This window comes from Cupriavidus sp. C2SS-8b, from assembly GCF_057073745.1.
In genome coordinates, this window is record NZ_CP172717.1 from 2151750 (window position 1) to 2172928 (window position 21179).

11 protein-coding genes are annotated in these 21179 nt (G+C 66.2%); 5 read left to right on the forward strand and 6 right to left on the reverse strand.

All coding sequences use genetic code 11. From position 1 onward, the window contains the following. Positions 1-73: 73 nt before the first annotated feature. A complete protein-coding gene (locus ACIGJB_RS26775) occupies positions 74-1102 on the forward strand; it encodes a LacI family DNA-binding transcriptional regulator (protein ID WP_483732992.1) in 1029 nt (342 codons plus the stop codon). Between the two features lie 10 nt (positions 1103-1112). Here ACIGJB_RS26775 and ACIGJB_RS26780 read toward each other — a convergent pair whose 3' ends face one another. After that, the gene (locus tag ACIGJB_RS26780; protein ID WP_483732993.1) at positions 1113-1376 is read right to left on the reverse strand and encodes a type II toxin-antitoxin system Phd/YefM family antitoxin; all 264 of its coding nucleotides are present in this window, start codon (positions 1374-1376) and stop codon (positions 1113-1115) included. A gap of 504 nt (positions 1377-1880) precedes the next feature. Here ACIGJB_RS26780 and bamE point away from each other — a divergent pair. Beyond that, entirely contained in the window at positions 1881-2717 is an 837-nt protein-coding gene (gene bamE / locus ACIGJB_RS26785; protein WP_483732994.1) for an outer membrane protein assembly factor BamE domain-containing protein, read from the forward strand. A 175-nt stretch (positions 2718-2892) separates the two neighbouring features. Then, a complete protein-coding gene (locus tag ACIGJB_RS26790) occupies positions 2893-6615 on the forward strand; it encodes a YadA-like family protein (RefSeq protein WP_483732995.1) in 3723 nt (1240 codons plus the stop codon). 807 nt (positions 6616-7422) lie between these two features. On the opposite strand, the gene ACIGJB_RS26795 is transcribed toward ACIGJB_RS26790, so the two are convergent. The 4 genes from ACIGJB_RS26795 to ACIGJB_RS26810 all read right to left on the reverse strand — a co-directional run bounded on the left by ACIGJB_RS26795 (position 7423) and on the right by ACIGJB_RS26810 (position 17892). Then, entirely contained in the window at positions 7423-8067 is a 645-nt protein-coding gene (locus ACIGJB_RS26795; RefSeq protein ID WP_483732996.1) for a response regulator, read from the reverse strand. A gap of 2 nt (positions 8068-8069) precedes the next feature. Continuing rightward, positions 8070-11135, reverse strand: a complete 3066-nt coding sequence (locus ACIGJB_RS26800; protein WP_483732997.1) for an ATP-binding protein — start codon at positions 11133-11135, stop codon at positions 8070-8072. A 639-nt stretch (positions 11136-11774) separates the two neighbouring features. Further along, positions 11775-13901, reverse strand: coding sequence for a polyphosphate kinase 1 (gene ppk1, locus ACIGJB_RS26805; RefSeq protein ID WP_483732998.1), 2127 nt, complete (start codon positions 13899-13901; stop codon positions 11775-11777). 433 nt (positions 13902-14334) lie between these two features. Continuing rightward, entirely contained in the window at positions 14335-17892 is a 3558-nt protein-coding gene (locus tag ACIGJB_RS26810) for an indolepyruvate ferredoxin oxidoreductase family protein (protein ID WP_483732999.1), read from the reverse strand. 119 nt (positions 17893-18011) lie between these two features. Between ACIGJB_RS26810 and ACIGJB_RS26815 the strand changes: the two genes are divergently transcribed. Continuing rightward, positions 18012-18947 carry a LysR substrate-binding domain-containing protein gene (locus ACIGJB_RS26815; protein ID WP_483733000.1) on the forward strand — a complete coding sequence of 312 codons (936 nt, stop codon included), beginning with the start codon at positions 18012-18014 and terminating at the stop codon, positions 18945-18947. A gap of 244 nt (positions 18948-19191) precedes the next feature. After that, entirely contained in the window at positions 19192-19920 is a 729-nt protein-coding gene (locus ACIGJB_RS26820; RefSeq protein ID WP_483733001.1) for a Crp/Fnr family transcriptional regulator, read from the forward strand. Positions 19921-20009: 89 nt separating this feature from the next. Here the strand turns inward: ACIGJB_RS26820 and ACIGJB_RS26825 are convergent, their stop codons facing one another. Next, positions 20010-21107 (reverse strand): Leu/Phe/Val dehydrogenase, encoded by a 1098-nt coding sequence (locus ACIGJB_RS26825; protein WP_483733002.1) that lies wholly within the window; start codon positions 21105-21107, stop codon positions 20010-20012. Positions 21108-21179: the final 72 nt, after the last annotated feature.

Consider the following 21179-nt stretch of genomic DNA (forward strand, 5'->3'; position numbering starts at 1 on the left):
CCGGGCGGGTGCCTTAGAATGGCGTACTTCCCACCCGCCAGGCGCCCAAGCCGCCGCACCGCTTTCCGCCGACATGTCCGAGCGCAAACGCCTGACCCTCAAAGACCTCGCCGCCGAGATCAACGTGCATTACTCGACGGTATCGCGCGTGATGAACCCGGCCACGCGGCATCTCGTGGCGGAAGACGTGGCGGCACGCGTGCTGGCGCTGGCCGACGAGCGCGGCTTCCGTCCGAACCGCATCGCGGCCGGGTTGCGCACGCAGCGTTCGGGACTGGTCGGCGTGGTGCTGCCCGATATCGCCAACCCGGTGTTTCCGCCGATCCTGGCGGGCATTGAAGCGGTGTTGTGCCAGCAAGGCTATGTGCCGATCGTGGTCAACGCCGGCACCGACAAGGCGCGCCAGCGCTTCGTCATCGACCAGCTGCTCGGGCGCCAGGTCGAAGGGCTGGTGCTGGCCACGGCCGAGCGCGACGACCCCGTGCTGGAATACTGCGTGGCGCAGCGCATTCCCGTAGTCATGGTGAACCGCGGCGAGGACACCGGCCGTGCGTCATGCGTGGTCAGCGACAGCCTGCTGGCCATGCGCCTGACGGTGGATCACCTGGTCGGGCTCGGGCACCGCCGCATCGGCCACATCGCGGGACCGTCGACGCTGTCGACCGGCTTCCTGCGCCGCGAGGGCTTTGTCCGCGCCGTGCGCCGCCACCGCCTGGGAACCGGCCAATGGCAGGTCATCGAAGCCGCGAGCTACTCGCGCGAAGCGGGCCGCGAAGCCTGCGAACGGCTGCTGGACGAATTCCCGGGCATGACGGCCATTGCCGCCGGCAATGACCTGATCGCCATGGGCTGCTACGACTGCCTGCGCGCCCGCGGCTTGCGCTGCCCCGACGACCTCTCGGTGATCGGCCACAACGACATGCCGTTCGTCGACGCGCTAACGCCGCCGCTAACCACGGTGCGCATTGCCGTCCATGAAATGGGCGAGCAAGCGGCAAGGCTGCTGCTCGGCAAGCTCAGCCAGCCTGATGCCAAGGCGGTCACGGTCGAGCTGACGCCGGAGCTGATCGTGCGGGGGTCGACGGGGGCGCCGAGGGCATAGCGCGCTACCGCTACCCGCGATTCGGGTCTGGCACTGTGTCGGCGCGATTTGCCCATTCGCGGTGTTGCTCAATCGAGCGCAGAAGGCGCACAGCATTGGCGGGCGAACTGAGCAAGTGCATCGTTTCCATACAGCTGTCGTACTGAGCCTGCGACATGATGACGGCGTTGCGCGCGTCGCTGCACTGGATCAGCACAGAGTCATCGCTTTCGATGGCTTGTTCTATGACCGCCTTCAGGTCATTTTGAGCATCAGAGAAATGAACGGTGCGCATGGGCTTCTTCCGCCTGGTTTGTTCAGCCGATTGTACAAGTCTGCCATGCGCCGAAACCCGGTGTTTCTGGCACCCCCGGGAGATCAACACTGCGCCGACGACCGCTTGCGCAGCAGATACAAGGTTGCCACGCCAGCCGGGCCGGTGCAGGCGCTGCTGCCGCCCGCTACGCTGTCGCGCGCGCCGGCTTGCATGGGCAGCGGGTCAGCAGGCGGACGGTCAATCCCACCATCCCGCCGCAAGAAAACCACGCGGAATCGAAGTCCTTCTATAGTTTCCTTTGCTTCGGGAACCTAGTCTACGACCCGAAGATCCGCAGCATTCAGCAACCGGTCTCCATCGACGCCGCGCCGATCCCATCGGCGCGGCGCGATATTAGACCCGGCGTGGCGGCATCGCCGCCTGCCACCTTCCCGACTGAAGCCAATCTCCCGGACAGTTCGCCTGGCCGAGAGCCGGTGCTTGCCGCGGATCGGAGTTCTTCGATCAAACCGAGGCAACACTATGAGATTGACTACCTCTTCGCTGGCTGCGGCAGCCATGGCCGCCGCCATCCTGGCCGGATGCTCCACGACCTCCAGCCACCCCACTGACCAGGGCACATCGAGCCAGGTCGTATTCCCCGACAAGGCCAGCGCCTGGCCCGCGCAAGGCACCTTCGCGAACCTCGACAACCTGCGCCAGCTGCGGCCCGGCATGACCAAGGACCAGCACTACGCGCTGATCGGCCGTCCGCACTTCAACGAGGGCATGCTCGATGTGCGGGAGTGGGATTACCTCTTCAATTTCCGCACCGGCAAGCCGGCACCGGACGATGTCGCGCAATGCCAGATGAAGGTGCTGTTCGACAAGGACATGCTGTCCCGCTCTTACTACTGGGCGCCCGAATCGTGCGCGGCGTTCCTGAAGTATCCGGACGCGCCCGCACCGGCAACCACCGTTGTGATGCCTGCCGTCACCGGGCGGACCACCACGCTGGGCGCCGACGCCCTGTTCGCCTTCAACGGCGCGGGTCCGGCCGACCTGCTGCCGGAAGGCCGTCGCCTGGTCAATGCGCTGGGCCGCGAACTGGCCACAATGAAATCGCTCCGCCATGTCGACGTGTATGCCTACACCGATCGCCTCGGCACGGCCGCCTATAACCAGCGCCTGTCGCAACGGCGCGCGGAGACCGTGAAAAACCTGCTGGTCGCGCAGGGCGTGGACAGCCGCGTGGTCACGGCACAGGGCCGTGGCAAGGCGGACCCGGTCAGCCATTGCGGCGCCATGCCGCGCAGCAAGCTGATTGCATGCCTGGCACCGGACCGCCGCGTAGAGATCCGCTCCGCCGGCGTGAAGTAGCACGGCAGGCCGGCGTGACCACCACCGGCTGAACCCTTCCTTTCACGAAGCCATTTTCGAACATGCCGCGCAGGCGGCAGGGGCGCGCTCACGCCCGTGTTCCGTGAGTCGTCCCGGACAAGGCGGCTGGCATCGAATGCATGCCGCGCCTTCTCAAGGAATCAGGAATCTCATCATGAACAAGACATATCGCAGCGTTTTCAACGCATCAACGGGTACATGGGTCGCCGCGCCCGAGACCGCCAAGGGGCGCATGAAGTCAACCCGCCGCGTGCTGGCGTGCGCGGCGCTCTGCGTGACGGCGACCGCCGCAATGCCTGGCGCCTACGCCTTTACCCCTATCGGCGACAACGCATCGGCCGCCAGCTCGGACCTGGTGATTGGCGACAATGCAAAGGGCATCACCAAACCCACCTACTTCTGGATCGTTCCGGATTCGGACCCTGCGGGAAACCCGATCCCCAGCGTTGGCGCGACGATCGTCGGCAACTACGCCAATGCGAACGAGCACTCCGGCGTGACCCTGTTTGGCGACCATGCCCACGCGACCGGCAACGGCGCGGTGGCACTCGGCCCCAATGCAGTGGCCGGCACCGTCGCGACGGCTGTCGGCAATGATTCGATGGCAACGGGCAGCTGGAGCCTCGCCTTCGGCGGCCGCGCATATGCCTCGGGCTACACATCGATGGCACTGGGAGGCTTGTCAACGGCCTCGGGCACATACTCGAATGCCGTCGGGGTATTTGCGAACGCGTCCGGCGATTACGCATTCGCAGGAGGCTTGGCTACCGCATCGGGCACCAGCAGCATTGCGCTGGGCGCCTACAGCAACGCAAGCGGCGACGCTTCGGTCGCGCTTGGCAATGGCGCGCGTACGGGCGCGGAAAGCGCCATCGCGCTGGGCAAGCAGGCCCAGGCGCTCGGCAACCAGTCCATCAGCATCGGCACCGGCAACGTCGTGACCGGCAACAGCTCCGGCGCGATCGGCGACCCCAACAATATCAGCGGCGCCGGCAGCTATGCGCTGGGCAATGACAACACCATCGATGCCGACAACGCCTTCGTCGTCGGCAACAACGTGTCGGTACCGGCCGGCCTGAACGGCGCCGTCGTGCTGGGCAACAACTCGACGGTGTCCGCCGCCACCCCCACGGCGGGCATGACCGTGAATGGGGTTGCGCACACCTTTGCCGGCGCGGCACCGGCGGCGGGCGATGTGCTGAGCGTAGGCTCCGCTGCGGCACCGCGGCAGATCCAGAACGTCGCGGCCGGCCAGGTCAGCACCGCAAGCACCGACGCCGTCAACGGCTCCCAACTGTATGCCGTGACACAGGAACTGGACAAGCCCATCAGCTTCAGCGGCAACAGCGGCGCCAGCGTCGACCGGCACCTCGGCGATAGGCTGGCTATCACCGGTACCGCCACGACGACCGGAAGCTACTCGGGCGCTAACCTGAAAACCGTCACCGACCCGGCGGGCTCGATCAGCCTGCAGATGGCCGACGCGCCGAAGTTCGGCAATGTCACCATCAACGATGGGGGCAGCGGCAAGATCACCGGCGTCACCGCCGGCACGGCAGCCACCGATGCCGTCAATGTCAGCCAGCTCCAGGCTGCCACGGCCGATGCCGTCATGTATGACGACAGCACGCACAACAGCATCACGCTGGCCGGCGACACCTACAACTCGGTGACCAAGACCGGCGGCACGAAGATCGTCAACGTCGCGCGCGGCGTGGATGACAGCGACGCCGTGAACATGTCGCAGCTCAACGAGACCAACGCCATCATCAACAACTTTGCCGGCGACCAGTCCGATACGTACATCGACCACAACGGACGCGGCATCCGCTATGTGCGCACCAACGACAGCGGCCTGCCGCTGGACGATGCGCATGCCCTGGGCATCGGCTCGTCGGCGCTGGGCTACAACGCCGTGGCGCTGGGCGGCAATGCGCTGGCGCTTGGCCGCAATGCCGTGGCGACCAGCGACAACGACGTCGCGCTCGGCGCGGGCGCCGTCACGCAGGCGGCGGTTGCGACGACAGGTACGACCATTGCCGGCAAGGACTACACCTTCGCGGGCATTGCCCCGACCAGCACCGTCAGCGTTGGCGACATCAACGCCGAGCGCACCGTCACCAATGTGGCCGCCGGCCGCATCAGCGCCACCAGCACCGATGCCATCAACGGCTCGCAGCTCTACGCCACCAACCAGGCCATCGAGGACCTGGACCAGGGCGCGGTGAAGTACGACCGGTTTGCGGATGGCACCGTGAACTACAACAGCGTGACGATGGGCGGCAGCACGTACAACTCGGTCACCAGGACTGGTGGCACGAAGATCACCAACGTGGCGCGTGGCGTGGCGGACAGCGATGCGGTGAACGTGTCCCAGCTGAATGAAGTCAAGGCTGACGTGACCAGCATCACCAACACGGTCGAGAACTTCGCCGGCGACCAGTCGACCACGTACACGGAAGAGAATGGCCGCGGCATTCGCTACGTCCGCACCAACGACACGGGCCTGCCGCAAGCCGACGCCCACGCCCGGGGACAGGCCTCGACCGCCGTTGGCTACAACGCGCAGGCGAACGGCGACAGCGCCGTGGCCATGGGCCGCGACAGCAATGCGGCCGCGGCGGATGCGGTGGCGATCGGCCACAATAGCGTCGCCGCCAATGCGGGCGATGTGGCACTCGGAGCGGGCTCCGTCACCACTGCCGCGGTAGCCACCACGGGCGTGACGATCGCCGGCAAGGACTACGCCTTCGCGGGCACCGCGCCGACGAGCACGGTCAGCGTCGGCGACGTCGGCGCGGAACGCACCATCACCAACGTGGCGGCCGGGCGCATCAGTGCGGACAGTACCGATGCCGTCAACGGCTCCCAACTGGCCGCGACCAACGCGGCCATCGACCAGATCTCTTCGAACATCTCGAACCTCGACCAGGGCGCGGTCAAGTACGACACCAATGCCGATGGCACCGTGAACTACAACAGCGTGACGATGGGGGGCGACACGTACAACTCGGTGACAAAGACTGGGGGCACAAGGATCACCAACGTGGCGCGCGGCGTCAACGACAGCGACGTCGTGAACATGTCGCAGCTCAACGAAACCAATGCGGTCATCAACAACTTCGCCGGCGACCAGTCGAGCGAGTACACCGAGCAGAACGGGCGCGGCATTCGGTACGTCCGCACCAACGACACGGGCCTGACGCAGGCCGACGCGTATGCCCAGGGACAGGGGTCGACTGCGGTGGGCTATGACGCGAAGGCAACCGGCGACAGCGCGCTCGCGCTTGGGCGCAATGCCGTGGCGTCGGATGCCAATAGCGTGGCACTCGGCGCGGGATCGGTCACGGCGGCGGCAGTGGCTACGGCCAGCGGCGTGGTGGGTGGCACCACTTACCAGTTCGCCGGAGGCAGCGCGACGAGCACGGTCAGCGTGGGATCGGCTGGCAACGAGCGCACCGTGAGCAATGTCGCGGCCGGGCGCCTCAGCGCCGAGAGTACCGACGCGGTCAACGGTTCGCAGTTGTATGCGACCAACCATAAGGTGGATGAGAACACGCAGGACATTGCCAACCTGAACCAGCAGGTTGGTGGGAATACGCAGTCCATCACTAACCTGAACAACCGGGTTGATGGCGTGCAGCGTGATGCCAACGCCGGCACCGCGTCTGCCATGGCGCTGGCGGGACTGCCGCAGGCGGTGTTGCCGGGCAAGGGCATGGTTGCCCTGGCGGGCAGCACCTACAGCGGCCAGTCAGCGCTCGCGCTCGGGGTGTCTAAGCTGACGGATTCCGGGAAGTGGGTATTCAAGGGTGGGGTGACGACCAACTCGCGGAGGAATGTGGGGGCGACGGTTGGAGCGGGATTCCACTGGTAAGCGATTTTTAGTGAAGTGCTTCTCCTGAAGGGAAGGCGGCAAGGTTCGCTGGTTATGACTGGGTCGTCGCTCTTGGCAAGCACTGCTGTTTCGCCGGCGTAGCCGGCGACCTACTTCTTGTCCAAGCGACAAGAAGTAGGCAAGAAGCGCGTTTACTTGCCCTAACGGGCGAATATTGATCGTAGTGTGCGAAGAATTTCGTACGGGTATTCGCTTCAGAGTCTGCCCCGCTGCCTGCCGCATGGTGCGCGTCCGTATGTAGGCTCTCCCACAATGATTGAACCAGCCCTGAACCTGTCCGTGGCCCGACACTGCCCGCGATATCGCATCATCGCCTACGGCTGCTGCGCGGCTCAGTAAAAACCAAAAAAAGCGGGTAACGGAAGCACCGTCGCCAGCGCCGCTGATGCCCCTGACTAACCGACTAGTGAGTTGCGTAGCAGCCGAAGGCGATGATGCGATGAGGGTGGAAGCAGGGGCCACGGACAGGTTCAGGGCTGGTTCAATCATTGCCCGAGAGCCTGCATGCGGACGCGCACCATGCGGCAGGCAGCCGGGCACGCTCTGAAGCTCATACCCGTACAACACCCTCAGCACGCTACGATCAATATTCGCCCGTTAGGGCAAGTAAACGCGTTTTTTGGTTACTTCTTGTCGCTTGGACAAAAAGTGACTCGCAGGCTACGCCTGCGAAACAGCCGCGTCTGCCAAGAACGACAACTCAGTCATTGCCAGAGAGCCCGTGCCGGCGACGCCGGCGAAACAGCAGCGCATGTCAAGAACGCCGACGCGTTCATCCCCCAAACCCTAAGCCTTCAACCCATGCTCCTGCGCATAATCAAACAACTCCGCATCATTAGGCAGCCCCAACTTCCGCATAGCATTGGTTTTTTGCGTACTAACCGTATTGACACTACGATGAAGGTACCGCGCCACCTGGGTCGTCGTCATGCCTTTGACGTACATCCGCACCACTTCCATTTCACGCGGGCTCAGGCAGCGGCTGGACTGTCTCTGCAGCATCTCGTTCTCCCAGCACACCATATCCTCACGCACGGACGTGCTCAGCAGCCTGCGGCGCTTGTATGCCGCCACGATCACGGCCGGTAGTTCCGACAAGTCATCTCGCTTGTTGACGATGCCCAGCACGCCGACATCCTGCATGCTGACCATCAGCCCCGGGTTCTCCAGCATGGTCAGGACCACGACCCGGACGTGCGGAAAGCGCGTACGCAGCGTAGTCAGCATCGCCAGGCCATCAGGCGAGTCTCCGCAAGGCATGGAGAAGTCGGTCACCAGCACATCGCACGGTACGGTACGCAACAGATCGAACAGCGCCCTCGGGTTCGAGGCATCCGCCACGACCCGGATACCCGTGGCCGCGGCCAGCGTCTGCCGTACGCCGAAGATGATCAGCGGATGATCGTCCGCCAGTATTACCCTGATCGCCATCGCTATTCCCCATCTCCAGATACAACGCCGCCCCCCCGGTTGCCGCCGCCGGGACAGGCAGCGCGCGCACCCTCGCAATCGCGGCAATGCACCGGCCCGCGCGCGGGCCCGATGGCGCCGTCGTCCATGCCCAGCGCTTCGATCAGGTGGGCGATGGCCGCCAGCACCGGCACGCTGGCGGCCCGCACCTGGCCGACGTCACCGGCCTGCACGGCACGCCGAAAGCGGTCCATGATCTCGTCGAGGTGCGGCTGGCCGAACACCGCCAGCGCGCCCCGCATGCGATGGCACCACGGCCTTAACGCCTTGATCGCTCCCCGGGCCAGGCAATCGGCCAGCGTCTCACGATCGCTCGTGAGCGCCGCGACGCAAGCCTGCAACCCGGCATCGCCGCCGCCCGGATGCAGCACCTCCAGCAGGTCTTCGCGCCGCACCAGCGTGGCATCGAAGCGCAGGCTGCCCGTGTCGCCGGCATCCTGCCGAGCGGCGCCGATCGGCGCGCGCGCACCGCCGCGCGCGTTCATCGCGCCCGACAGGCCTTCCTGCAGCGAGGCCAGCGTGACCGGCTTCAGCACGCACGCATTCATGCCCGCGTCGAATCCGCGCTGGTGCTCCTCCGGCACCGTGGTCGCGGTAATGCCCACCACGGGCAGCCCGCGCAGCGCGGCATCCTGGCTGCTACGGATGGCCCGCGTCAGCGCAAAGCCGTCCATCACCGGCAGGTGCAGGTCCGTCAGCACCAGGTCGAACGCGCCGGCCTCCAATGCCCGCAGCGCGGCCTCGCCGTTATCCACCACGGTCGGCAGGTGGCCGAGCAGCTCGAGTTGCTGCCGGATGACTTCCTGGTTGATGCAATGGTCCTCGGCCACGAGGATCCGCCAGCGCTTTCGGGTACCGGATACGGCTGTCCCATGCGTGGGGCCGGCATCGCCAGCGACAGCCGGCGCGGCCGCCTGGCGTTCCAGCGCGCGCTCCACCGCGCCGAGGAACGCGGCCCAACGCAGCGGATTCACGCTCAGCCGCACACTGTCCTGCTCATCGGCGCGGAAGCCGAGCGGCTTCCACTTCGTCGTCACCAGCACCAGGCGCGGATCGGCGCTGTCCGCCAGCACCGGGCCGCGGTCGGCATCGGCCAGCACGATCGCGGCCTGCCCTGCGTCGACGTGCCCCGCCAGAGGGACCATGCCCGCGGTCCGGACATGGGCCAACAGCGCCTGGGCGATGTCAGGGTCGCGCACACGGACGGCCACCTTGCGCTCCCGCAGACATGGTAGGTCGTAGCGCTGGCACAGGATCGTGCACGGCACGCGCAGTACCGCCGTGGTGCCGGCGCCCTCCTCGCTTTCCAGCGCCAGGCTGCCGCCCATCATGGCCGCCAGGTTGCGCGAGATGGCCAGCCCGAGCCCGGTGCCGCCAAAGCGGCGCGTAGAGCTGCGCTCGGCCTGCACGAACGGCGTGAAAAGCCGCTGCATGTCGGCTTTTGCCATGCCGATGCCGGTATCGCGCACCTCGACCAGCACAGCAGCGACGTCATCCACGCAGGTCTCGACCACGACGCGCAGCGCGACGCTGCCGCGATCGGTGAACTTGATGGCGTTGCCCAGCAGATTGAACAGGATCTGGCGCAGCCGGATGCCGTCGGCGCGTACCGTGGCCGGGACTTCCGGACCGACGTAGAGGCGCATCTGCAGGCCCTTCTTCTGCGCCTGCGGCATCAGCAGCGATGCGACGCTGTCCACAAGGTCACGCAAGTCCAGCGGCGCCGGCACGATCGCCAGGCGGCCGGCTTCGATCTTGGCGTAGTCCAGGATATCGTCGAGGATCTGCGCGAGGGCCTGGCCGGATTCCTGTGCCAGGGCGAGCAGGCGTTGCTGCTCGGGCGCGAGCCCCGAGTTCTGCAGCAACTCCACCAGCCCCAGGATGCCGTTCATCGGCGTGCGGATCTCGTGGCTCATCATGGCGAGGAATCCTTCCTTGGCGCGCAGGGCGGACTCGGCCGCGTCCTTGGCCTCATGCAGCGCGTCGGCCTGGCGATGCTGTTCGGTGACGTCGAGGATTACGCCATTCCACACCGTGAAGGTCCCCTCGCGCCGGGGCGTGGCGCGGGCCTGGATCCACAGCAGTTCCGTGCCCCGCTTCAGGCGTCCCGCAATATCCAGAGGCTGGCCGGTGCGGGCACTTTCCAGGATCGCGGCACGCAGGCGCGGATGGTCCTCCGGGCAGACCCCCGATTGCGCCGGGGAGCCGGCGCCGAGCGCGCGGGCGGTATCGATGCCCAGCCCCGCGCCATCGCCGGCGGCATACGTGACGTCCCAGTCGCTGTCCAGGTCGCCGGTTCGCAAGCGGCTCTGGAACACGGTCACGGGCAGGCTGTCGACCACGTCCTGCAGGCGGCGCTCGAACGCTTGCGCGCGCTCGCGCGATTCATCGATGTCCGTCACGTCGAAATGCACGGTCACGATGCCGCCCGGCGTGCCATCCGGGTTGCGGAACGGCAAGGCCCAGAAGTTCACGCGCCGCAACTGGCCGGCCGCGTTCTGCATGTGCAGATGCATCTGGCGTGACGCCATGGTCCGCATGGCCTCATCCTGCAGGGCCAGGAGCTCGCCGCTCATCCGGTCGCGCAAATGCCCGACCTCCAGCGCATGCCTGCCCACGGCATCGGCTTTCACCACGCCGAAGAAGCGCTCGAATGCCGGATTGAGTTCCATGTAGCGCAGGTCCGGCCCTTTGGCCGCCACGGGCTCGGGCAGGCTCGCCAGCAAGGCTTCTTTGAGCGCGAGTTCATGGCCGAGCTTGGCTTCCGCCTTCACGCGCTGCGCGACCAGCCGGCGCGTGCGCACATAGCCGATCGCCAGGACCAGGCTGAGCCCAAGCGCGGGCAACAGCAGCGGCCATGCGTCACGGAGCAGGCGCCATGTGGCACGCTCCGCGGCGAGGTCGCGGCCTGCCATGCCGCCTCCCACGTCGACGACCTGTGCCGCTTCGGCCAGCAGGAACATGCACAACGCGCCGGCCGACAACGCTTGACCGAGATGCAGCCCCAGGCGGTTTCCCTCTGTTTCCATGACTTCCTTACGGGTGGCAAGAATTCGCGGGCGACGCAAGCCGGCGCGGTACGCGCGTACCGCGCGCATGGCAGCGTCACGATTTGGCCGGGCAATCCCGTCCCGGCCGGCGGCGTGGCATCAGGACGTGGCGGGCTTGCGCGCTGGCTTGTGCTGATGCGAATTCCGCGCGCGCCGCGCGCGTCTTCTACCCGGTGCGAGATGGGACATCGCTGTTGTCGCGGATCCTGGCAATTGCGTGGAAAAGTCTAGGCTTGGCACATCGCCACCGGATATAGAAGGAATTCGATTCTTCAGACATTTCTGATGCAGTCCGGACGCGTATCGGTGCGGCCTGCGCCATGGACTACCAGTCGCGCGAAAGGGGAAAAAACCTGCGCGGCCCAACGACATCGATGCGATGACATGGAAACAGGATCGCCTCGCGATAGGTTGTCGTTGCAGTCGAACCATGCCGGCGAAGAAATGGGAAGCGAGCGTCGAATCAGTCCGGTGATGGATCGTCGACGTAAAGTGGGGAAAAGCCGGCAGCCATTCTAGGACTGCGGCTTGGGGATGCCTTGCGGTGTGTCAGTAATCTGTGCGGGGTTGGGAGGGGATTGAAAGGTATTGCGGAAGGGAAGCCGGCGCCTCACCCGTTCAGGTGAGGCTTGCCAGCAGAAATCCCTGTGCGGACTCGCCCTCGCGCGAACGGCGGCGCCGGTAGGTCCCGTCCGCTTCCATTTCCCAGGCCTCGCGCTTGTCGCGCAGATAGGGCTTCAGGCCTTCGGCGATCACCCGCTTCCTGAGGCGCGCGTCCAGCACCGGAAAGCAGACTTCGATGCGCCGGAACAGGTTGCTGTCCATCCAGTCGGCACTGGAGAGCATGACGTCTTCGGCCTTGTCGTTGTGGAAGTAGAAGATCCGGGAGTGTTCGAGGAAGCGGCCGATCACGGAGCGCACGCTGATGTTTTCCGAGAGACCCGGCACGCCCGGCCGCAACGCACAGGCGCCGCGCACGATCAGGTCGACGTGCACACCATCGCGCGAGGCATCGTAGAGCGCCTGGATCAGCCCCGGCTCCAGCAGCGCATTCATCTTCGCGATGATCCAGCCCTTGCGCCCGGCGCGCGCATGTTCGGCCTCGCGCCGGATGGCCTGCAGCAGGGACTTGTGCAGGGTGAACGGCGACTGCCAGACATGGGCGGGCTTGCTGATCTGCCCGAGCCCGGTCAGCTGGCCAAAGACATTGGCCACGTCCTGCGTAATCTCCGGATGGCAGGTCATCAAGCCGAAATCGGTGTAGAAGCGCGTGGTCTGGCTGTGGTAGTTGCCCGTCCCGAGATGCGCATAGTGCCGCAAGCGCCCGCTTTCGCGCCTGACCACCAGCACCATCTTGGCATGCGCCTTGTAGCCCACCACGCCGTAGACCACATGCGCGCCTGCTTCTTCGAGCTGCGCGGCCCAGCCGATATTGGCCTCTTCGTCAAAGCGCGCCAGCAGCTCCACGACTGCGGTGACTTCCTTGCCCTTGCGCGCCGCATCGGTCAGCGCGGACAACAGCACCGAATCCTGGCCCGCGCGATAGACGGTCTGGCGGATCGCCACGACATCCGGGTCCTGCGCGGCCTGCCGGACAAAATCCACCACCGGCGCAAACGACTGGAACGGGTGATGCAACAGGATGTCGCCTTCGCGGATGGCGCGGAACATGTCGGCTTGCGGCTGCAGTCCCTTTGGCAAGCCCGGACGAAAAGGGGGGTACTTGAGATCGGGACGGTCGACCGCTTCGGGCACCTGCAGCATCCGCACCAGGTTGACCGGCCCATTGACCGAGAACACCTCCTTGGCCGACAGGCCGAACTGCTGCTGCAGGAACAAGATCACCGGCGGCGAGCAGTTGTCCGCGACTTCCAGCCGCAAGGCATCGCCGAAATGGCGCTGCGGCAGCTCCCCCTGCAGCGCTTCGCGCAGGTTCTTGATTTCCTCCTCGTCCACGAACAGCTCGCTGTTGCGCGTCACGCGGAACTGGTAGCAGCCGCGCACCGTCATGCCGCTGAACAACTCCCCGACATGCGCGTGCAGGATCGAGGACAGGAACACAAAGCCATGCCGGCATCCGGCCACTTCAGGCGGCAGCGCTATAACCCGCGGCAATGCACGCGGCGCCTGCACGATGGCGTTGCCCGAGCGGCGGCCGAACGCGTCCTTGCCGTCGAGTTCCACCGCGAAATTCAGGCTCTTGTTCAGCACGCGCGGAAACGGATGCGCGGGGTCCAGCCCGATCGGCGTCAGCACGGGCATCAGTTCATTGAAGAAATACGCGCGAATCCATTCCGCCTGCGCCGCGTTCCAGGTCGGCCGCCGCAGGAAGCAGACCTGCTCCGCCGCGAGCGCGGGAATCAGGACATCATTGAGCATCTGGTACTGCAGCGCGACCAGTTCGCGCACCCGGGCGTTCACCAGGTCGTAGACCGTCTGCGGGGACAGGCCATCAGGGCCGCTGACCGGCGACTGGACCAGGCATTGTTCCTTCAGGCCCGCCACGCGGATCTCGTAGAACTCGTCCAGGTTGCTGCTGAAGATGCACAGGAAGCGCAGGCGTTCGAGCAGCGGCGTGTCGGGGTCGGCGGCCTGCATCAGCACGCGCCGGTTGAATTCGAGCTGACTCAGCTCGCGGTTGACGTACAGGGCGTTGCCGTTTTGCCACGCGTCAGGGGCGGGGGGGACGTCGATATTGGCTGCCTGCGGTAGCGCGCTCAGTGAAGGGATCGGGTCGTCTTCCATTTGGGCGGCGGGGGCGTGGGCCAATAGGGACTGGATTGGATTCTAGTTCACGGGGGATTGGGGGATTGGGATTTGATGACGTTCTTGGGCGTGGCAGGCGCCGCTGTTTCGCCGGCGTAGCCGTCGAGTCACTTTTTGTCCGAGCGACAAAAAGTAACCAAAAAACGCGTTTACTTGCCCTCACGGGCGAATATTGATCGTAGTGTGCTGAGGGTGTTGTACGGGTACTCGCTTCAGAGTCTGCCCGGCTGCCTGCCGCGTGGTGCGCGTCCGTATACAGGCTCTCCAACAATGATTGAACCAGCCCCGAACCTGTCCGTGGCCCGACACTGCGAGCGATTTCGCATCATCGCCTTCGGCTGCGCTGCGCGCGGCTCAGTACCGCGTGGCCACCGCGCAAAGCGCCCGCCGCACAGGCGGCGGACGCTTTGCATCACGCCGCCAGGCGTGCGCCCGCGCGATACTGCGCAAGCAGTGCCTCGCGCTTTGCGGCCGCTGCATGCATATTGCCTTCCTTCACGTGGCCGAAGCCACGGATGTCGTCGGGCAACGTTGCCAGGGCAATCGCGGTATCGAGCCGGTCATGGCTCAACGACTGCGCGAACTCGCCGACCATCGCCATGTAGTCGGCAACCAGTTGCCGCTCCGCGCGGCGCTCGGCGGTCTTGCCGAACACATCGAGCGCGGTGCCGCGCAAACCCTTCAGGCGGGCCAGCAAGCGGAACACCGACATGGTGCGCGGGCCAAAGCGACGCTTGAGCAGGCGGCCCTTTTCGTCGGTCTTCGACGTCAGGGGCGGCGCGAGCCAGAAGTTGAGCTGGTAGTCGCGGCCGGGCTCGCCTTCGAACTGCGCGCGCAGCTTGTCGAGGAAGGCGGGATCGGTGTAGAGACGCGCGACTTCGTACTCGTCCTTGTAGGCCATCAGCTTGGCAAGATTGCGCGCCACGGCCTCGGTCAGCGCCAGCTTGCGGCCGGCGCCCAGCTTCTGCTCGGCCGCGCGGATGCGCTCGACCGCATCGCGGTAACGGCCCGCATAGGCGGCGTTCTGGTAGTCGGTCAGCATCGCTTCGCGCTTGCGGATCAGGTTGTCGAGCGTCTGCGGCATGGCAACCACCTGCTCGCGCGGCGCGGTCGGCAGCATGGCACGCACCGCTGCCTCGCCGTGATGCGCGAGATAGCGGCCCCATTCGAACGCGAGGCGGTTCTTTTCCACCGACACGCCGTTGAGTTCGATCGCACGCAGCAGGCTGTCGCGCAGCAGCGGCACCCAGCCTTTCTGCCACGCAAAGCCCAGCAGCAGCGGGTTGGAGTAGATGGCATCCGCCAGCAGCGTGACCGCCCAGGCGCTGGCATCGACAAACGCGCACGCATCGCCGGCGCTGGCGCGCAGGTCCTGCTCCGCGTTGGCGCCCGGGAACTTCCACTTCGGGTTCTTGATGAAATCGGCGGTCGGCGTGTTGGCGCTGTTGACGACGGCCGCAGTCACGCCGTGGCGGACCTTGGACAGCACGTCCGCCGATGCGGAGACGATAGCATCGCCGCCGATCACGAGCCTCGCGTCGCCGGTGGCAATGCGCGTCGCATGCAGCGCGGCCGGGCTCGGGGCGATCTGCACGTGGCTGATCACCGCGCCGCCCTTCTGCGCCAGGCCCGCCATGTCGAGCACGGTCACGCCCTTGCGTTCGAGATGCGCGGCCATGCCGAGCAGCCCGCCGATGGTAACCACGCCAGTGCCGCCCACGCCGGTCACCAGCACGCCATAGGGCCGCTCCAGCGCCGGCAGCACGGGCAGCGGCAGCGCGTCGAAATCCGCGCCCGTGCCCTTGCCGCCCGCGGCAGCCGGCTTGCGCACCTGCGCGCCCTCGGCAGTGACAAAGCTCGGGCAGAAGCCGTTGACGCACGAGAAGTCCTTGTTGCAGGACGACTGGTTGATCTTGCGCTTGGTGCCCAGCTCGGTTTCCAGCGGTTCCACCGACAGGCAGTTCGACTTGACCGAGCAATCGCCGCAGCCTTCGCAGACCGCGTCGTTGATGAACGCGCGGCGAGCCGGGTCCGGATAGGTGCCGCGCTTGCGGCGGCGGCGCTTTTCCGTGGCGCAGGTCTGGTCGTAGATCAGGATGGTGACGCCCTCGGTAGCGCGCAGGTCCAGCTGGACCTGGTCGAGCTGGTCGCGGTGGAATACCGTCACGCCGGCCGGCAGCATGCCGCCATTGCCGTATTTCTCGGGTTCGTCGGTGACGACCACGAGCTTCTTCGCGCCTTCAGCCAGGACCTGGTGGGCGATCTGCGGCACCGTCAGCACGCCGTCGATCGGTTGCCCGCCGGTCATCGCCACCGCGTCGTTGAACAGGATCTTGTAGGTGATATTGGCGCTCGCGGCAATCGACGCGCGAATGGCAAGCAGGCCCGAGTGGAAGTACGTGCCGTCGCCAAGGTTGGCGAACACGTGCTTGTCGTTCGTGAAGTGCATCTGTCCCGTCCACGCCACGCCTTCCCCGCCCATCTGGCTGAAGGTGTCGGTGTTGCGGTCCATCCACAGCGTCATGTAGTGGCAGCCGATGCCGGCCAGCGCGCGCGAGCCTTCGGGCACGCGCGTGGAGGTGTTATGCGGGCAGCCCGAGCAGAACCACGGCTTGCGCTCGACGGCGAGCCGCGGCTGCGCGGCCTCGCGCTCCTTGGCCTCGATCAGCGCCACGCGCGCCGCAATGCGCGCGCGCACCTCTTCGGGCAAATCGAAGCGCTCCAGGCGCCGGGCGATGGCCTTGGCGATCAGCGCCGGCGACAGTTCATAGTGCGCGGGCAGCAGCCAGTTGCCGCGCGGCACCGACCACTCGCCGCCGTCATTGCCGCGCTGGTCGAACTTGCCATAGACCTTGGGCCGCACGTCATCGCGCCAGTTGTACAGCTCCTCCTTGAGCGCGTACTCCATGATCTGGCGCTTCTCTTCGACCACCAGGATCTCGTCCAGCCCGGTCGCGAACTCGCGCGCGCCGTGCGCCTCCAGCGGCCACACGCAGCCGACCTTGTAGACGCGGATGCCGATGCGCTGGCAGGTGTCGTCGTCCAGCCCAAGGTCGACCAGCGCCTGGCGCACGTCCAGGTAAGCCTTGCCCGCGGTCATGATGCCGAAGCGCGCGTTGGGCGAATCGAGCACGACGCGGTTAAGCTTGTTGGCGCGCACATAGGCCAGCGCGGCATACCACTTGTGGTCGAGCAGGCGGGCTTCCTGCTGCAACGGCGTATCCGGCCAGCGGATATTGAGGCCGCCCTCCGGCATCGTGACATCATCGGGCAGGACGACCTGCACGCGGTCCGGATCGATATCGACCGAGGCCGTGCTTTCCACCACGTCGGTCACGCACTTCATCGACACCCACAGGCCCGAGTAGCGGCTCATGGCCCAGCCATGCAGCCCGTAGTCCAGGTATTCCTGCACGTTGGACGGATACAGCACCGGAATGCCCGCGGACAGCAGCACGTGCTCCGACTGGTGGGCCACCGTGGAAGACTTGGCCGCATGGTCGTCGCCGGCCAGCAGCAGCACGCCGCCGTGGCGCGACGAGCCGGCCGAGTTGGCGTGCTTGAGCACATCCATGGAACGGTCGACGCCCGGTCCCTTGCCGTACCACATCGAGAACACGCCGTCGCGCGTGGCGCCGGGGAACAGGTTGACCTGCTGGCTGCCCCACACGGCCGTGGCGGCGAGGTCTTCGTTGACGCCGGGCTGGAACACCACGTCGCTGGCGGCCAGGTGCGCCTTGGCCTTCCACAGCGCCTGGTCGACGGCGCCCAGCGGCGAACCGCGGTAGCCCGAGATGAAGCCCGCCGTATTGAGGCCGGCGGCGCGGTCGCGCGCCTTCTGCAGCATGGGCAGGCGCACCAGCGCCTGGGTGCCGCTCAGGTAGACGCGGCCTTTTTCCAGGGTGTATTTGTCGTCCAGGCTGGCGTTGGCCAGGGCCTCACGCAGGGCTTGTGGCAGCGGGGCATTCATGGGTGTCTCTCTCCGGGGATGTCGAAGTTATTCGTGGCAGTGTAGGAAGCGCCATCGCTATCGTAAAATCATGAAATCCGAGAGCTGATATCCGACAAACGAATACCGGAGCAATGACCATGGCAAAGGCACGCGAGACGCCGGAACGGCTGGCCAAGGAAATCACCTTGCGGCAGTTCCGCTACTTTGTCGCGGCGGCCGAAACAGGCCAGTTTTCGATGGCCGCGACCGCCGAGCATGTGTCGCAATCGGCGATTACCAACGCCGTGCTGACGCTGGAGCAGCGGCTGGCGGTGCGTCTGTTCGACCGCCTGCCGCACGGCGTGGCGCTGACCGCCGAGGGCCACCTGTTCCACCAGCATGCGCGGCAGATCCTCGATTCAGTCGAGGATGCCCTGCGCGAGCCCCGTTTTCAGGTGTATGGGCTCAAGGGCAGCGTGCGGCTGGCGGCGTCCTATACGGTGCTGGGCTACTTCCTGCCGGGCCTGCTGGCGCGCTTTCGCACGAACTACCCCGACATCGACCTGGACCTGCAGGACATGGACCGGCCCGAGATCGAGCGGGCCGTGCTGTCGGGGGATATCGAGCTTGGCATCGGACTGCTGTCCAACCTGGAGCGGCCGCAGCGCTTTGCCCGTCACACGCTGATCCGTTCGCGGCGCCAGCTCTGGACGTCGGCCACGCACCCGCTACTGGCCATCGAGCGCCCGTCCTTGCGCGATATCGCGGCCTACCCTTACATCCTCATCACTGTGGACGAGGCCGAGGCCTCCACGCTGCGGTACTGGCGCGGCCGCAAGCTGGCGCCCAATATCGCGTTCCGCACCAGTTCGATGGAGGGGCTGCGCGGGCTGGTCGCGCATGGCTTTGGCGTCACGGTGCTGTCCGACATGGTGTATCGCCCATGGTCGCTGGAAGGCCGGCAGATCGCCGCGCGGCCCATCGCCGACGCGGTGCCGGACATGGAGGTCGGCATGCTGTGGCAGCCCGGCCGCAAGCTCGAAAAGCCCGCCGATGCGCTGCGGGAGTTCCTGATCCACGCGTGCGGCAGCTGAGCGGCCGGCGGCGTGCCGCCTCCTCCCTTTGGCTGGGGCTCAACCTTTCGACGCAACCCGCACGCGGGGCTCCGAGACCCGTTTCATCGGGCGAATGGAGACACCTTTACGCCATGTGAAACGGGGTCTAAGCCCTTCAGCCAATGTTCGTCGTCGTACAGAACGCGCCTAATGTGCCCACGGGCCGGCACCAGACCGGCAGGGACCCATCGGAACTTTGCAACATGGAAACGGGGAGCGCGGGATGGACACTTCGAACAGGACAGGTGGCAACAACCTACTGTTGCGTCAGCTTCCGGAATCGGAATGGGCGGCACTCAAGCCTTATCTCGAAGCCGTGGCGCTGCGTGGCGGGCAATTGCTGTGCGATGCCGGACAGCGCGTGCGGCACGTCTACTTCCCGAAAGAGGGCGTGGTCTCGCTGCTGTCGCTCCATGCGGACGGCTCCAGCGTGGAACTGGCCGCGGTCGGCAACGAAGGCCTGATCGGCCTGCCCGCGCTGACCGGCGCGGAATCCATGCCGCAGCGCTGCGAAGTCAGCCACCCGGGCACAAGCTGGCGCATTGCCGCCGGCGACCTGCGCGAGCTGTATCCGCGGCTCCCGCAGATGCAACGGCTGGTCATGCGGTACATGCAGCTGCTGCTGACGCAAGTCGGCCAGACCGCGGCATGCATCTGCCACCGGACGCTGATGGAACAGCTGTGCCGCTGGATCCTGCAGACGCTGGACCGGCTCCAGAGCAACGAGCTGCGCATCACGCAGCAGCGCATCGCCGAGATGCTCGGCGTGCGCCGCGAAGGCGTCACGGAAGCCATGGGCAAGCTGCAGAATCTGCGGCTGATCGAGCACACGCGCGGCCGCATCATCGTGATCGACCGGAACGGGCTGGAATCGCTTTCCGGCGAGGCTTATACGATCGTCTCGAAGGAAGTGCGGCGACTGGTCGGCGATGCCCGGGAGATGGCGCGCTGACTGGCATGCCGGGCAGGCGACGCTGTCGCGAGCGCCGCCTGCGGTAGCTACCGCACCGGCCCGGGTATCGCCCGGACCAGGGTGGCAGTTCAGTTCGACACGATATCTTGCGACAACACCTCGTGGGCCCACGTCACCGCTTCACGTGCCGGCGCCTGGCCGGTCGACTCGACGCGTTGCGCCAGCTTGAGCACCCGGTCCCGGATGCCGGCCACTTCGTCGCGCAGGACGGAATCATCGACACCGCCGAGGTACTCCCGCGCACAGCTGACGATGCCGCCGGCATTGATGAGGAAATCGGGCGCATAGAAAATGCCGCGCTGATGGAGGGTATCCCCTTCGGCCAGTGAGGCGAGCTGGTTGTTTGCGCCGCCGGCGATGACCTGGAAGCGGCAGCTTTCGGCCACGGCCGGGGTGATGACGGCACCAAGCGCACAAGGCGCGAAAACATCGACGTCCGCGCCCGTAATGGCCTCCGGCGCTACGACGCGTGCGCCGAATTGCTGTTGCGCCTGCGTGGTCCGCCCCGCATCGATATCGGCCACGGTCAGGGTCGCGCCCGCTTCATGGAGACGCCGGCAGAGATCCCAGCCTACCGACCCCAGACCCTGCACGGCCACCGACAATCCGGCGAGCGACTTGCGGTCCAGGCGGTACTGCGCCGCCGCCTGAATGCCCACAAACACGCCGTATGCCGTCCACGGCGAGGGGTTGCCACCGAATCCGCCGTCGCGCGGCAGGCCGCTGACGTAGCGCGTCTCGGCCTGGACCGCGCGCATGTCGTCCACCGTCGTGCCCACATCCTCGGCCGAGATATAGCTGCCTCGCAGCGATTCCACCATGCGCCCGAAAGCGCGGAAAAGCTGCTGGCGATCCGTCTGCGCCGGCGAGCGTAGGATCACGGCCTTGCCGCCGCCGAACGGCAGCCCGGCAAGCGCGTTCTTGTAGGCCATGCCTTGCGACAAGCGCAGCGCATCGGACAGCGCCTCGGCCTCGGTGGGATAGGTCCAGTACCGGCAGCCGCCGAAGGCGGGGCCCAGTCTGGTGCTGTGGATGGCGATGATGGCCTGCAGGCCGGATTCCGGATCGGTCGCGAGCGTCACGCGCTCGTGGGACAGGCCTTCGCCGGTGCCGAACAGGCGCACGGCGGCGGCCGCGTGGGTACGGTCGTTCAATCTCTTCTCCATGACGTAGGGAATGCAAGGCTGTAGCCCTGCCTTCCTTGGTACACCGCCTGGATTGCAGTGCGGTGCGGCTTT

Coding starts and splice junctions, on each gene's coding strand:
- bamE (WP_483732994.1), top strand. CDS start 1,881: ATGAGATTGACTACCTCTTCGCTGGCTGCGGCAGCCATGGCCGCCGCC.
- ACIGJB_RS26815 (WP_483733000.1), top strand. CDS start 18,012: ATGGCAAAGGCACGCGAGACGCCGGAACGGCTGGCCAAGGAAATCACC.
- ACIGJB_RS26790 (WP_483732995.1), top strand. CDS start 2,893: ATGAACAAGACATATCGCAGCGTTTTCAACGCATCAACGGGTACATGG.
- ACIGJB_RS26780 (WP_483732993.1), bottom strand. CDS start 1,376: ATGCGCACCGTTCATTTCTCTGATGCTCAAAATGACCTGAAGGCGGTC.
- ACIGJB_RS26775 (WP_483732992.1), top strand. CDS start 74: ATGTCCGAGCGCAAACGCCTGACCCTCAAAGACCTCGCCGCCGAGATC.
- ACIGJB_RS26800 (WP_483732997.1), bottom strand. CDS start 11,135: ATGGAAACAGAGGGAAACCGCCTGGGGCTGCATCTCGGTCAAGCGTTG.
- ACIGJB_RS26810 (WP_483732999.1), bottom strand. CDS start 17,892: ATGAATGCCCCGCTGCCACAAGCCCTGCGTGAGGCCCTGGCCAACGCC.
- ppk1 (WP_483732998.1), bottom strand. CDS start 13,901: ATGGAAGACGACCCGATCCCTTCACTGAGCGCGCTACCGCAGGCAGCC.
- ACIGJB_RS26820 (WP_483733001.1), top strand. CDS start 19,192: ATGGACACTTCGAACAGGACAGGTGGCAACAACCTACTGTTGCGTCAG.
- ACIGJB_RS26825 (WP_483733002.1), bottom strand. CDS start 21,107: ATGGAGAAGAGATTGAACGACCGTACCCACGCGGCCGCCGCCGTGCGC.
- ACIGJB_RS26795 (WP_483732996.1), bottom strand. CDS start 8,067: ATGGCGATCAGGGTAATACTGGCGGACGATCATCCGCTGATCATCTTC.